Below are 13662 nucleotides of genomic sequence, written 5' to 3'. Positions count from 1 at the left end.
ACAGATGGCTGTTCTTATCGACGAAAACACCAAAGTAATCTGTCAGGGTCTGACCGGCTCGCAGGGCACATTCCACTCTGAACAGGCTATCGCCTACGGGACCAAAATGGTCGGCGGCGTGACGCCGGGCAAAGGCGGCACGACCCACCTGGACCTGCCGGTCTTCAACTCGGTGCACGAGGCGAAAGCCGTGACCGAAGCCAACGCATCGGTCATCTACGTGCCGCCCCCATTCGCGGCGGACTCGATCCTTGAAGCCATCGACGCCGAGATGGAGCTGATCGTCTGCATCACCGAAGGCATCCCGGTGCTCGACATGATGCGGGTGAAGCGCGCGCTGATCGACAGCAAATCGCGTCTGATCGGCCCCAACTGCCCCGGTGTCATCACACCGGACGCCTGCAAAATCGGCATCATGCCGGGCCACATCCACAAGCGTGGCTCGGTGGGCGTTGTGTCCCGCTCCGGTACGCTGACCTATGAGGCGGTGAAGCAAACCGCCGATATCGGTCTGGGCCAATCCACGGCTGTAGGCATCGGCGGCGACCCGATCAAAGGGACCGAACATATCGACGTGCTCGACATGTTCCTCGACGACGATGAAACGCAGTCGATCATCATGATCGGCGAAATCGGTGGTTCTGCGGAAGAAGAAGCCGCTGAATTCCTGGCCGAGCAAAAGAAGAAAGGCCGCTGGAAACCAACGGCGGGCTTCATCGCGGGCCGCACGGCCCCTCCCGGACGTCGCATGGGCCATGCTGGTGCCATCGTTGCGGGCGGCAAAGGCGGCGCAGAGGACAAGATCGAAGCCATGAAGTCGGCCGGTATCGTGGTCGCAGATAGCCCCGCGACGCTTGGCGAAGCCGTGCTCAAGGCCATCGGTTAACCAAACTGGTTGGGTGCGTGCCCGGCGCGCACCCTTCCAAATCGGAGTGGAGAGATGAAAGCGTTTTTGGCCATTGCCATACTGACCGCTGCCAGCTTGGCAGGTCAGTCGGGCTATGCCCAAATCCAGCTGCGCTATCAGTCAGCTCTGGAAGACATGATCCACATCTGCGTCAATGCATCGGATCAACAGCGCGCAGAACAGACCTTTGTGTCCTTGGGGTATCTGCGCCCCGGGCCGCGCGATTTTGCGACCGTCCGCAACATGGAGACGGATAACGAGACAATGCGCCGCTATGCCGGTCCACGGGCCGTCGCCGCGCTCGACGCGTGGCGTCTTGATCACCTCACCGGTGCTGACATGGCGCGACCGGCGCAGTTTTGGGCCGATTACGACCGCAAAGCCCTGATCGCTGTGCGCACCACGCCATTTGGCGATCTGGCCTGCGACTACTACGGCGCGTTTTCATTGAGTGACGCGTATTTTGTTGCCATGATCTCGATGGCCGGGTCAGTCCGTGAGATTTCGACCGGGAACCTGACCCGGCTCAAGAATACTTTAGGCGGCGCTCCGTTTCGAATGACCATGTATTCCATGGACGAAACGCTTGCGCCCGCCCTGAGCCAGCCTGCCGTGCTGGCCCCATCCTCGATTACGATTGAGAGGGGCTGACGAACAATGCAGGAAATCTCACGTGATTGGTCCAAAATTGGTCACAATGTGGTCCGGAAACTGTCCACCTGTGCTCCTAGACACGCCTCAAGGGGGCAAGCACGTCACGCTGACAGCGGTGACGGTGCGATGCTCCGAGTCTGGAGGCACGTTATGGTTTTGGTCTGTCACACCCAAGAATTCATTTATCAGAAAACGATGAAGACCGCTGGCACGTCGGTCGAAATGGCGCTTGAGCCGTTTTGCGCCGCTCCCGGTCATCGCGTCGTCGAAGCAACGCCTGCGATCATAAGCGAATACGGGGTCATCGGTGCCCGTCGCGGTCCTGCGAATTTGGATAAGACCGGCTGGGCCTCGCACCTGTCTGCATGGGATACGCGCAAGCTTGCCGGGCCAAAGGTGTGGAACAACTACGAACGCATCGCTGTGATCCGGAACCCCTTTGACAAGGCTGTCAGCTGGTTCTTCTGGGCCAACCGATTCAAGCCAGTGTCGGACGCGGACCGAGTATCAGCGTTCCGGGCCTTCCTGAAAGACAAGCACGACAAAGGCTACTTCAAATCTGCCGCTGACGTGGATTTCAAAGCCTGCCACATCCGTGGCCTCCCGGTCATCCACCGGTATCTGAAAATGGAAGAGCTGCGCTCAGAGGTGGACGAACTGGCCGCTGGCTGGGGCATGGCGCCCGGCGCAATCAAGCTGCCGGCAACCAAAACCAACGTCCGTGCCAAAGATAAGCTGCCGGTCGCAGCCTATTTTGATCAGGCATCCATCGACATTCTGCGTCGCGGCCAGGACTGGATATTCCGGGCAGGCCGGTACGCCCACACCCCACACGTCGTCGAACGCGCCAGCGCGAGGCTCGTGGCATGAGACAGGGGGTGCCATGGAGATAGCATTTCAGGCCGCAGCGACCTGCTGCGCGCCACACCCCATGACATCCCGCCATCCCGATTACGCTCAAGGATCCCGCAGCCATCTGGCTGACGGGCTATTTGCGTTTGCAGTGCCCGCCGCCACGTCGCGGCCTGCCCTGCGTTCCTTACTCCAGCTCAACGGTCCCAACCCGCAAGAGGTGCCAAAATGACCGACCAAAGCCCGAACGATATCTTCCATGCGTCGTCCTTTATGCAGGGGCACAACGCGGAATATCTGGAACAGCTCTATGCCCAGTACGCCAACGACCCGTCCACGGTCGACGCGGCTTGGGCCGAGTTCTTTGCGCAAATGGGTGATGCCGAACTGGACGTCAAAGCCGAGGCGCAAGGCCCAAGCTGGGCGCGCAACGATTGGCCACCTGCGCCGAATGACGACCTTACAGGCGCTCTGACGGGCGAATACCCTGTTCAGGCCGAGATGAAGGACGCAGGCAAGAAGATTGCCAAGAAAGCCGAGGAAAAAGGCGTCGCCGTTTCCGAGGATCAAATCAAACGCGCCGTTCTGGATTCGATGCGCGCGCTTATGATCATCCGCGCCTACCGGATCCGGGGGCACCTTGCCGCCGATCTTGATCCGCTTGGCCTGAAAGAGCCGGTCCCGCATCCCGAGCTTGACCCAAAGAATTACGGCTTCACCGAAGCCGACATGGATCGTCCAATCTTTCTGGACAACGTGCTGGGCCTGCAAACCGCGTCGATGCGCCAGATTCTTGAGATCGTGAAGCGCACGTATTGCGGCACTTTTGCTCTGCAATACATGCACATCTCTGATCCAGAAGAGTCGCAATGGCTCAAGGAGCGGATCGAAGGTCTGGGCAAAGAGGTCCACTTCACCCGCGAGGGCCGCAAGGCCATCTTGAACAAGATGGTGCAGGCCGAAGGGTTCGAGAAATTCCTGCACGTCAAATACATGGGCACGAAACGCTTTGGTCTGGATGGCGGCGAAAGCCTGATCCCGGCGATGGAGCAGATCATCAAGCGCGGCGGCGCTCTGGGTGTGCGTGACATCGTGATCGGCATGCCGCACCGGGGCCGCCTGTCGGTCTTGGCGAACGTGATGGGCAAACCCTACCGCGCGATCTTTAACGAATTCCAAGGCGGCAGCTTCAAACCCGAAGATGTCGACGGATCGGGCGATGTGAAATATCACCTTGGCGCCTCCTCAGACCGCGAGTTTGACGGCAACGAGGTTCACCTGTCGCTGACGGCCAACCCATCGCACCTTGAGGCTGTGAACCCTGTGGTTCTGGGCAAAGCCCGTGCCAAGCAAGACCAAAACAACGACCAAGACCGCACCAGCGTTTTGCCGGTTCTCCTACACGGTGACGCGGCCTTTGCCGGTCAGGGTGTCGTGGCCGAAGGCTTTGGTCTGTCGGGCCTCAAAGGGCACAAGACAGGCGGCACCATGCACATCGTGGTGAATAACCAAATCGGGTTCACGACCGCGCCGCATTTCTCACGCTCGTCGCCGTATCCAACGGACATCGCGCTGATGGTCGAAGCTCCGATTTTCCACGTGAACGGCGACGATCCAGAGGCGGTTGTTCACGCTGCCAAGGTCGCGACTGAATTCCGGCAGAAGTTCAAGAAAGACGTCGTCATCGACATCATCTGCTACCGCCGGTTTGGTCACAACGAGGGCGATGAGCCCATGTTCACGAACCCCTTGATGTACAAAAAGATCAAGGCGCAAAAAACCACGCTGACGCTCTACACCGAGCGACTGGTCAAGGACGGCCTGATCCCCGAAGGCGAAATCGAGGATATGAAAACTGCGTTTCAGGCCCACCTGAACGAGGAATTCGAAGCCGGTAAAGACTTTAAGCCGAACAAAGCCGACTGGCTTGATGGCCGCTGGTCCCATCTGGATCGTCGTGGCGAGGAATATCAGCGCGGAGCAACCGCCATCAGCTCGGAGACTTATGACCAAGTCGGTAGCGCGCTAACACGCGTTCCCGAAGGTTACCCACTGCACAAGACGGTCGCCCGGATGCTGGACAACAAGGCTAAGGCCCTGTCAGACGGCGAAGGCATCGATTGGGCAACGGGTGAGGCGCTCGCCTTTGGCTCACTGCTGACCGAAGGCTACCCTGTGCGACTGGCCGGTCAGGACTCGACCCGCGGGACCTTCTCGCAACGCCACTCTGGCCTTGTGAACCAAGACACCGAGGAACGGTTTTACCCGCTGAACCACATCCGCGAAGGTCAGGCGCATTACGAAGTCATCGACTCGATGCTGTCGGAATACGCGGTCCTCGGGTTTGAGTATGGCTATAGCCTTGCCGAACCAAACGCTCTGGTTCTGTGGGAGGCGCAGTTCGGCGACTTTGCCAATGGCGCACAGATCATGTTCGACCAGTTCATCAGCTCTGGCGAAAGCAAATGGCTGCGCATGTCGGGCCTTGTGATGCTTCTCCCGCACGGGTTTGAAGGCCAGGGGCCCGAACACTCGTCGGCGCGTCTGGAACGGTTCTTGCAGATGTGTGGCCAAGACAACTGGATCGTCGCGAATTGCACAACGCCGGCCAACTACTTCCACATCCTGCGCCGTCAGCTGCACCGCGATTTCCGCAAACCGCTGGTGATGATGACGCCGAAGTCGCTCTTGCGCCACAAACTGGCTGTCAGCCGGAAAGAGGACTTTGTCGAAGGCTCGTCCTTCCACCGGGTCCTGTGGGATGATGCCCAATATGGCAACAGCGACACCAAACTGGTGGCCGATGACAAGATCAAGCGCGTCGTCATGTGCTCCGGCAAGGTCTATTTCGACCTGCTCGAAGAACGCGACGCACGCGGCATCGACGACATCTATCTGATGCGGATCGAACAGTACTATCCGTTCCCCGCGCTTTCGATGGTGACCGAACTGTCGCGCTTTAAAAACGCCGAAATGGTTTGGTGCCAGGAAGAGCCCAAGAACCAAGGTGCCTGGACGTTCATCGAGCCCAACATCGAATGGGTGCTTGGCCGCATCGAGGCCAAATCCAAACGCCCGACCTATGCGGGCCGCGCCACATCGGCCTCGCCGGCAACCGGCCTGGCCTCCGCCCACAAAGCACAACAAGCCGCGCTCATCGACGACGCGCTGACGATCAAGGACTAAGAAACATGACCGAAGTACGTGTCCCCACCCTGGGCGAAAGCGTCTCTGAAGCCACTGTGGCGACCTGGTTCAAAAAGCCGGGCGACACAGTCGCTGTGGACGAAATGCTGTGTGAATTGGAAACTGACAAGGTCACCGTCGAGGTGCCGTCACCTGTTGCCGGTACGCTGACCGAGATCGTGGCGAACGAAGGCGACACCGTCGGAGTTGACGCCCTGCTTGCTCAGGTTTCCGAAGGTGCAGGTGCCGCTGCCGCACCCGCCGCTGCCGCAGCCCCTGCTGCCGCCGCCACTGAAGCGCCAGCGGATGCAGGTGCATCTGTTGACATCATGGTTCCGACGCTGGGTGAATCCGTGACCGAGGCCACCGTGTCGACATGGTACAAAAAGGTCGGCGAAAGCGTCGCGCAGGACGAAATGCTGTGCGAGCTTGAAACCGACAAGGTGTCTGTCGAGGTTCCAGCGCCTGCTTCCGGCGTCATCACTGAAATCCTTGCCGATGAAGGCGCAACGGTCGAAGCTGGCGGGAAACTGGGCGTGATGTCCTCCGGCTCTGGCGCAGCCGCAGCAGCGCCTGCTACCGCCCCCGCACCGGCTGCCGCCTCAAGCGGCGACGTCAAAAACGCGCCAAGCGCCGAAAAGATGATGGCCGAAAAAGGCATCAGCGCCTCTGCCGTCACAGGCACGGGCCGCGATGGCCGCATCATGAAGGAAGATGTGCAAAAGGCACTGGCCGCTGGCAACACCGCTGCCGCAGCGCCTGCGCCTGCCGCAATCCCGCGCGCCCCGGTTCCAGCCGACGACGCCGCCCGCGAAGAACGCGTGAAAATGACGAAACTGCGCCAGACCATCGCCAAACGTCTGAAAGACAGCCAGAACACCGCGGCCATGCTGACCACCTATAACGAGGTGGACATGACCGAGACGATGGCTCTGCGCAAAGAGTACAAAGACCTCTTCGAGAAGAAGCACGGCGTACGCCTCGGCTTTATGTCCTTCTTCACCAAGGCCTGCTGCCACGCGCTGAAGGAAGTGCCAGAGGTCAACGCCGAGATCGACGGCACGGACATCGTCTACAAGAACTTCGTCCACATGGGCATCGCCGCAGGCACGCCTCAGGGCCTCGTTGTGCCGGTGATCCGCGACGCGGACGCGATGAGCTTTGCCGAAATCGAGAAAGCCATCGCCGAAAAAGGCAAACGCGCCCGCGACGGCAAGCTTTCGATGGCCGAAATGCAGGGCGGCACGTTCACGATCTCAAACGGCGGCGTCTACGGCTCGCTGATGTCCTCGCCGATCCTGAACCCGCCGCAATCCGGTATCCTCGGCATGCACAAAATCCAGGACCGTCCCATGGCCATCAACGGTCAGGTCGTCATCCGCCCGATGATGTACCTCGCCCTGTCCTACGACCACCGCATCGTCGACGGCAAAGGCGCGGTGACGTTCCTTGTGCGCGTGAAAGAAGCGCTTGAGGACCCACGTCGGTTGCTGATGGATTTGTAAACAATCCTGTAGGGTGCGCACCGCGCACCTTACACCCCACGGGCCCAAAATCCGGCTCCCTATCTCGCACGTCACCCTCGGGCTTGACCCGAGGGTCTCTTTCCAAACCAGGACCCGATGTTCGTGTACATGATGACCAACAAACCGGATGGAACGCTCTACCTGGGCGTCACCAACGATCTGGTGCGACGGGTCCACGAACATCGCACTCACGCAATCAAAGGCTTCACGGATCGTTATAACTTGACCCGACTTGTCTGGTTCGAGCAGCACGATGAACCGCACGAAGCCATCCGCCGCGAAAAGGCGCTTAAGCGTTTGAACCGTGCTTGGAAAACCGCCTTGATCGAAAAAACAAACCCCACATGGCGCGACCTGTGGGACGGGATCATCGGGTCAAGCCCGACGATGACGGCAAGGGGTGACATATGATCCCCGGTCTGTCTCTCAAAACCCCAAACCGAACAATCCCCCACCTCACGCGTTGGCCACACCAACCCAACGCGAAAGGTGACACCATGACCAAGGCAAAACCCCTCCCCGTCCACATCCCCGCTGGCGCGCCAGAGATCAAAGTGATGGACGAGGCCCGCCTTGGCGGCTTGCGCTATCGGATGCTGGTGGATGGCAGCGGTGGTCCGACGAATGATCTTTGCCAAGGCATCTTCTACCTACGCGCAGGCCACGCGGAAAGCCTGCACAGCCACGAAGTGCCAGAGACCATGTATGTCCTGTCTGGCCATGGCCATGCAATCCTTGGCGACCAACGCGTCGCGCTTGCCCCCGGAGACACGCTCTTCATTCCTGCTGGCCAGATGCACGGGTTCGAGGCCGCCGAGGACATGGAGATGCTCTACACCTTCCCAACCGCGCGCTACGCCGATGTGACCTACACCTACGACGAGGCCGCATGACCCGACGAACCAGACAGGAAACAAAAGGCGCATTCGCCGCGTTGCCCCTCTGCCAAAACAGCAGAAGGACACCGAGCGCCCATGCCCCTATTCGTCTGGTTCATCGTGATCTTTGCCGCGTGCAGCGGATTGTGGAACCTGTTTGCCATGTCCGGCATCCTGCTGATGGAGCCCACGGAAACTGTGGGGCAGGTCACCAGCAGCGAGACGAACTGGGTTCAGATCCGCGCGGGGGTTTCGGCGGGCCTGTTCTTCACTCTCGCTTGGGGCGCGTGGCGCAGACATCCGATCGCGGTATGGGCCGTTGCGGGGTTGATCGTCGTCAGCCTGATTGGCTGGGCCCATGTTCCGACATTGGTATCGTCCCTGCCAAATATGCCCGGTGCGATGATGACGATCTGGTTTGTCTACCGGGCCAGCGCGCTCTTGGTTCTGTTCGCCATCGCGGCATATCTGATCCGTCTTTATCGCAAAGACAGGCTGGCCTGACGCATCCCCATGCCACGGCCTTCCGTGGTAAGGAACGTGTATGATGGCTGCTCTTACAATGAACCGCGTGTGCTCTGTGAGACCACACAGCACCGTATTTCATCGCGGGCCAGACGCCCTACCCTACGTTAGATCAACATCTGGGCATCCCAGAGGCAAGAGCCGCAACGCGAAGGAACCACTTGCACCCGAGAGCACAAGAAAGAGCCGTGGCGCTGGGCCTGACGGCCACCGCGCAGCCCTTCGACACAGGTGCGGCGACCGATCCACAGCGCCTGTTGCGCGCGCTTTTTCTGTTGCCTGTGACCGCTATCCTGCTCTGGACCGTCGCGCTCACACCCTTCGCCCTGCTGGTCGTTGCCCCAACGCTGGTCCTTCTGGCGCGCAACGCATGGCCGGCGCGGCGCTATTTCATCGCCTTCTCACCGCGCAACCGCTTCCCGCGCAACCTTCCAGTCCTAGCACGCTGGGCCGCACTGTACTCGGGCGCGATGTTGGTCATGATCATCCTGCCCCCCATGTCAGGCAGCTTGCGCTGGGGCATGTGGTTGGCACTCGCAGCCGCCTGTTTGGCATTCCCCTTGATGAAGGCGTGGCTGCGCGCGCATCGCGTCTGGAGGGCCGGAGATGACCCCTGAACTGACCGCACTGACACTTTCTGCTCTGCTGCAGGTCATCCAGTTCGCCTTGATGTCGATCAGCGCAAATCTCGATCTTGGACCCGGCAAGACGATGTCGCCGCGCGATCAGTCGCGTCTCGGCGGACCGCTGGAAACACAGCTGTCGGATGGACCCGCGCGGCTCTATCGCGCCTTCAACAATCATTTCGAAAGCCTCGCACTCTTTACCATCGCCTGCGTCGTCATCACGCTCAGCGATCAATCCACCGGGTTTACAGCTGCCTGCGCCTACACTTATCTGATTGCCCGCGTGGCTTACATCCCGGCCTACTACTTTGGCCTCGTTCCATGGCGGTCGCTGATCTGGCTTCTGGGCTTCATGTCCATCACCGCCATGCTGATCGCGGCCCTGATATGACCGACCAACCAATGCATAGCACCTGCATCACATGTGCCTCTCCATTCGGGGCGCATCCCATCTCTTCATCTTTCCCAAAATACCTCCGGGGGAGGCACGCATGTGCCGGGGGCAGAGCCCCCAGTCTCCCAACGACCAACTAAAGGACCGCACAAATGGCATCTTACGACGTTATCGTCATCGGCTCCGGCCCCGGCGGCTATGTCTGCGCAATCCGCTGCGCGCAGCTTGGCCTGAAAACCGCATGCGTCGAAGGGCGCGACACTCTCGGCGGCACCTGCCTGAACGTAGGCTGCATCCCGTCCAAGGCGCTGCTGCACGCCTCGCACCAACTGCATGAGGCAGAGCACAACTTCGCCAAGATGGGCCTGAAGGGCAAAGCCCCGTCCGTCGACTGGAAACAGATGCTGACCTACAAATCCGAGGTCATCGGCCAGAACACCCAAGGCATCGAATTCCTTTTCAAAAAGAACAAGATCGACTGGCTCAAGGGCTGGGGATCGATCCCAGAGGCCGGGAAAGTCAAAGTGGGCGACGAAGTCCACGAAGCCAAGAACATCATCATCGCCTCAGGCTCTGACGTCGCCACCCTGCCCGGTGTCGAGATTGATGAGAAGATCGTCGTGTCTTCCACCGGCGCGCTCGAACTGCCAAAGATCCCCAAGAAAATGGTCGTGATCGGCGCAGGTGTGATCGGGCTGGAGCTTGGCTCGGTCTATAGCCGTCTCGGCACCGAGGTGCAGGTTGTCGAATTCCTCGACACCATCACGCCCGGCATGGACGCAGAGGTCCAGCGCACCTTCCAGAAGTTGCTGACAAAGCAGGGGCTGAGCTTCACCCTTGGGGCCGCTGTGCAAAGCGTCGAAACCAACAAAAACAAGGCTAAGGTCACCTATAAGCTCAAGAAAGATGACAGCGAACACACCATCGACGCCGATGTCGTGCTCGTCTCAACAGGCCGCAAACCCTACACGGATGGGCTGGGCCTCGACGCACTCGGCGTCAAGATGTCGCCGCGCGGTCAGATCGAAACCGACGCGCATTGGGCGACCAACGTCAAAGGCATCTACGCCATCGGCGACTGCATCGCAGGGCCGATGCTGGCCCACAAAGCCGAGGACGAAGGCATGGCCGTGGCCGAAGTCGTCGCAGGCAAGCATGGCCACGTGAACTATGACGTGATCCCCGGCGTGATCTACACCCACCCAGAGGTGGCCAATGTCGGCAAGACAGAGGAACAGCTCAAAGAAGAAGGCCGCGCCTACAAGGCAGGCAAATTCAGCTTTATGGGCAATGGGCGTGCCAAGGCAAACTTTGCCGCGGACGGGTTTGTAAAGATCCTCGCTGACAAGACCACCGACCGTATTCTGGGCGCGCATATTATTGGCCCTATGGCAGGCGACCTGATCCACGAAATCTGCGTCGCGATGGAATTTGGCGCGTCCGCTCAGGACCTCGCCCTGACCTGCCACGCCCACCCCACATACTCGGAAGCTGTGCGCGAGGCCGCACTCGCCTGCGGCGACGGCCCTATCCACTCGTGAAACGCGTCCCGGGCCTGCCCCGGGACCTCGCGCCGCAAAGGTGGTGCACAAGACAATCGATGCCCCGGGTCACACCCGGGGCCTGCGCCCCTAAACCCGGCCCTGCCGCGTGGACAGCAGCAGGTTCGTTTCTGACCGTGTGACACCGTCCATACGACGGATCGCAAAGAGCACCTTGTCAAACGCCTCCAGCGTTTCGGTCCCAATCTCGACAATCAAATCCCACGTGCCGTTGGTCGAATGCACTGCGCGGACCTCTGGCATGGCTGCAACCCGCGCCATGATGCGCTCCGTTCCGCGGCCTTCAATGCCCAGCATCATCAGACCACGGATCGCGCTTGGCGCCACGTCTGCGCGAGTGGTGACGGTAAAACCCGTGATCTCACCATTCGCGCGCAATCGGTCCATGCGCGTTCGCACGGTTGTCCGCGTTACACCCAGCAGGTCCGCAAGCTCTGATACCGAGGCGCGACCATCCCGCTGAAGGGCCAGTAACAGTCGCTTATCCAGTTCATCCATTTGCCATGATCACTTTGCTCAAAGACACCTCACTTTGCGCATTTTGAACGCTTCAGATTGATCAGTCCAGCATCCTATGTGGACGTCATGCAACCACAGACCATTGAATTGATTGGCGTCCCGATGGACGCAGGCAAAGCCCGGCAAGGCTGCCGCATGGGGCCTGACGCCCTGCGTGTGGCAGGTCTGCCGGAGGCTTTGACCGATCTGGGCCACGACGTCCGCGACAGCGGAGCGGTCGTCCCGACACCAAATGACGTGCCAGCCCATGATCACCTGATTGCCCTGCCCGAATGTGTCGGCTGGACAGACGCGATTGCCCAAACCGCCGAAGACGTGCCCGTCGAAACACTTCCGATTTTCATGGGCGGCGACCATGCGATCGCTCTGGGATCGGTCAGCGGCATGGCCGCGCGGGCCAATTCTGCTGGCAAGCCGCTCTTTGTGCTCTGGCTCGACGCGCACAGCGATTTTCACACGCCAGAAACAACCGACAGCGGCAACCTGCATGGCACGCCAGTGGCCTATTTTACCGGGCGTCCGGGCTTTGAACAATTTCCAGCGCCAACAATCGTGCCAGCAGATCAGGTGTGCATGATTGGCCTGCGCTCCGTGGACCTCGCCGAACGCGCGGCATTGGAGGCCGATAAAGTCGATCTGGTCGACATGCGCGCCATCGACGAACATGGCATCAAGGCCCCGCTGGTAGCGTTCCTCAATCGCGTTGAAGCAGCGGGCGGTCACCTGCACGTATCGCTTGATGTCGATTTCCTTGATCCACGCGTGGCACCCGCCGTCGGCACAACCGTCCCCGGCGGCGCGACCGAGCGCGAGGCGCATCTGGTGATGGAACTCCTGCATGACAGCGGCCTCGTCACCTCGCTCGATATCGTTGAACTGAACCCTTTCCTTGATGATCGCGGACGGACCGCCAAGCTGATGGTCGACCTTGTCGCCTCGCTCATGGGCCGCCGCATCTTTGACCGTCCAACACGGAGTTTCTGATGTCCCAACCTTCTGAAAAGGCGCTCGTGCCGTTTGTTTCCGTCGATCACATGATGCGGCTGGTGCATCAGATCGGCGTCCAAGAGATGATCACCCGCATCGCAGCCGCGATTGAGACCGATTTCAAACGCTGGGAGGCGTTCGACAAGACACCGCGCATTCCGGCCCATTCGCCCCACGGCGTGATCGAGTTGATGCCGACCAGCGATGGTGAGGCTTACGGTTTTAAATACGTCAACGGCCATCCCAAGAACACGTCCGAGGGACTGCAAACGGTAACGGCCTTTGGTCTCTTGGCAGATGTCTACACTGGCTATCCCGTCCTGCTCAGCGAGATGACCGTTCTGACGGCGCTGCGCACAGCGGCAATGTCGGGTATCGCGGCCAAGTATCTGGCCCCAAAAGACGCCCGCGTGATGGCAATGATCGGGAATGGGGCCCAATCAGAATTTCAGTGTTTGGGTTTCAAGGCACTTTGCGAAATAGACACCGTCCGGCTTTATGACATCGACCCTGCTGCAACGGCAAAATGCGCAGCCAATCTGGCGCGGTCGGGTTTGACCGTCATATCGTGCACCTCGCCGGAAGAGGCCATCGAGGGCGCGCAGATCATCACGACCTGCACGGCAGACAAGAAAAACGCGACGATCCTGACAGACAACATGGTCGGCAGCGGCGTGCATATTAACGCCATCGGTGGTGATTGCCCCGGCAAGACCGAGCTGCATCGCGATATCCTATTGCGGTCGTCGATCTTTGTTGAGTACCCAGAGCAAACCCGCATCGAAGGTGAGATTCAGCAATTGGACGCGGACCATGCCGTGACCGAGCTTTGGCAGGTCATGACCGGTCAGGCGCAGGGCCGGTCCGATGCACGTCAGATCACGCTTTTTGACTCCGTCGGATTTGCAATCGAAGACTTTGCCGCGTTGCGGGTGGTGAAGGCCGCGATTGTCGGCACCGACTGTTTTGAGGACCTTGATATGTTGGCCGACCCGGACGATCCCCGCGATCTCTTTGGCATGGTCCAACGCGCGGCCTGACCGCCG

General features: G+C 60.0%; 14 protein-coding genes. 13 read left to right on the top strand and 1 reads right to left on the bottom strand.

Features of this window, described 5'->3' with window-relative positions; translation table 11 throughout:
* The first annotated feature begins 4 nt into the window (after positions 1 to 4).
* The 11 genes from sucD (at position 5) to lpdA (ending at position 11089) form a co-directional block, all read left to right on the top strand.
* Complete coding sequence (gene sucD / locus FE702_RS14360; RefSeq protein WP_147127016.1) at positions 5 to 886, top strand: succinate--CoA ligase subunit alpha; 882 nt, start codon at positions 5 to 7, stop codon at positions 884 to 886.
* A gap of 54 nt (positions 887 to 940) precedes the next feature.
* A complete protein-coding gene (locus FE702_RS14355) occupies positions 941 to 1558 on the top strand; it encodes a hypothetical protein (RefSeq protein WP_147127015.1) in 618 nt (205 codons plus the stop codon).
* A 198-nt stretch (positions 1559 to 1756) separates the two neighbouring features.
* A complete protein-coding gene (locus tag FE702_RS14350) occupies positions 1757 to 2431 on the top strand; it encodes a hypothetical protein (RefSeq protein WP_147127014.1) in 675 nt (224 codons plus the stop codon).
* Between the two features lie 210 nt (positions 2432 to 2641).
* Complete coding sequence (locus FE702_RS14345; RefSeq protein WP_147127013.1) at positions 2642 to 5599, top strand: 2-oxoglutarate dehydrogenase E1 component; 2958 nt, start codon at positions 2642 to 2644, stop codon at positions 5597 to 5599.
* Positions 5600 to 5604: 5 nt separating this feature from the next.
* A complete protein-coding gene (gene odhB, locus FE702_RS14340; RefSeq protein WP_147127012.1) occupies positions 5605 to 7104 on the top strand; it encodes a 2-oxoglutarate dehydrogenase complex dihydrolipoyllysine-residue succinyltransferase in 1500 nt (499 codons plus the stop codon).
* A gap of 117 nt (positions 7105 to 7221) precedes the next feature.
* A complete protein-coding gene (locus FE702_RS14335; RefSeq protein WP_147127011.1) occupies positions 7222 to 7536 on the top strand; it encodes a GIY-YIG nuclease family protein in 315 nt (104 codons plus the stop codon).
* 86 nt (positions 7537 to 7622) lie between these two features.
* Positions 7623 to 8018 (top strand): cupin domain-containing protein, encoded by a 396-nt coding sequence (locus FE702_RS14330; RefSeq protein WP_186827100.1) that lies wholly within the window; start codon positions 7623 to 7625, stop codon positions 8016 to 8018.
* A gap of 81 nt (positions 8019 to 8099) precedes the next feature.
* On the top strand, positions 8100 to 8507 hold the full coding sequence (locus FE702_RS14325; protein ID WP_147127009.1) for a hypothetical protein: 408 nt from the start codon (positions 8100 to 8102) through the stop codon (positions 8505 to 8507).
* 209 nt (positions 8508 to 8716) lie between these two features.
* Entirely contained in the window at positions 8717 to 9145 is a 429-nt protein-coding gene (locus tag FE702_RS14320) for a hypothetical protein (protein WP_147127008.1), read from the top strand.
* Positions 9135 to 9545, top strand: a complete 411-nt coding sequence (locus FE702_RS14315) for an MAPEG family protein (RefSeq protein WP_147127007.1) — start codon at positions 9135 to 9137, stop codon at positions 9543 to 9545. Before FE702_RS14320 ends, FE702_RS14315 begins: the two co-directional genes overlap by 11 nt.
* Before the next feature lie 155 nt (positions 9546 to 9700).
* Positions 9701 to 11089 carry a dihydrolipoyl dehydrogenase gene (gene lpdA, locus FE702_RS14310; protein ID WP_147127006.1) on the top strand — a complete coding sequence of 463 codons (1389 nt, stop codon included), beginning with the start codon at positions 9701 to 9703 and terminating at the stop codon, positions 11087 to 11089.
* A gap of 90 nt (positions 11090 to 11179) precedes the next feature.
* Here lpdA and FE702_RS14305 read toward each other — a convergent pair whose 3' ends face one another.
* A complete protein-coding gene (locus FE702_RS14305; RefSeq protein WP_147127005.1) occupies positions 11180 to 11608 on the bottom strand; it encodes an Lrp/AsnC family transcriptional regulator in 429 nt (142 codons plus the stop codon).
* An 87-nt stretch (positions 11609 to 11695) separates the two neighbouring features.
* On the opposite strand from FE702_RS14305, the gene rocF reads away from it, so the two are divergent.
* Together rocF and FE702_RS14295 are read left to right on the top strand one after the other, a co-directional pair.
* The gene (gene rocF / locus FE702_RS14300; protein ID WP_147127004.1) at positions 11696 to 12613 is read left to right on the top strand and encodes an arginase; all 918 of its coding nucleotides are present in this window, start codon (positions 11696 to 11698) and stop codon (positions 12611 to 12613) included.
* A complete protein-coding gene (locus FE702_RS14295; protein WP_147127003.1) occupies positions 12613 to 13656 on the top strand; it encodes an ornithine cyclodeaminase in 1044 nt (347 codons plus the stop codon). The genes rocF and FE702_RS14295 overlap by 1 nt, the downstream gene beginning before the upstream one ends.
* Positions 13657 to 13662: the final 6 nt, after the last annotated feature.

Source organism: Shimia ponticola, from assembly GCF_007995215.1.
In the GTDB taxonomy this organism is placed as follows: domain Bacteria; phylum Pseudomonadota; class Alphaproteobacteria; order Rhodobacterales; family Rhodobacteraceae; genus Shimia_B; species Shimia_B ponticola.
This window is presented reverse-complemented; position numbering and strand designations above follow the sequence as displayed.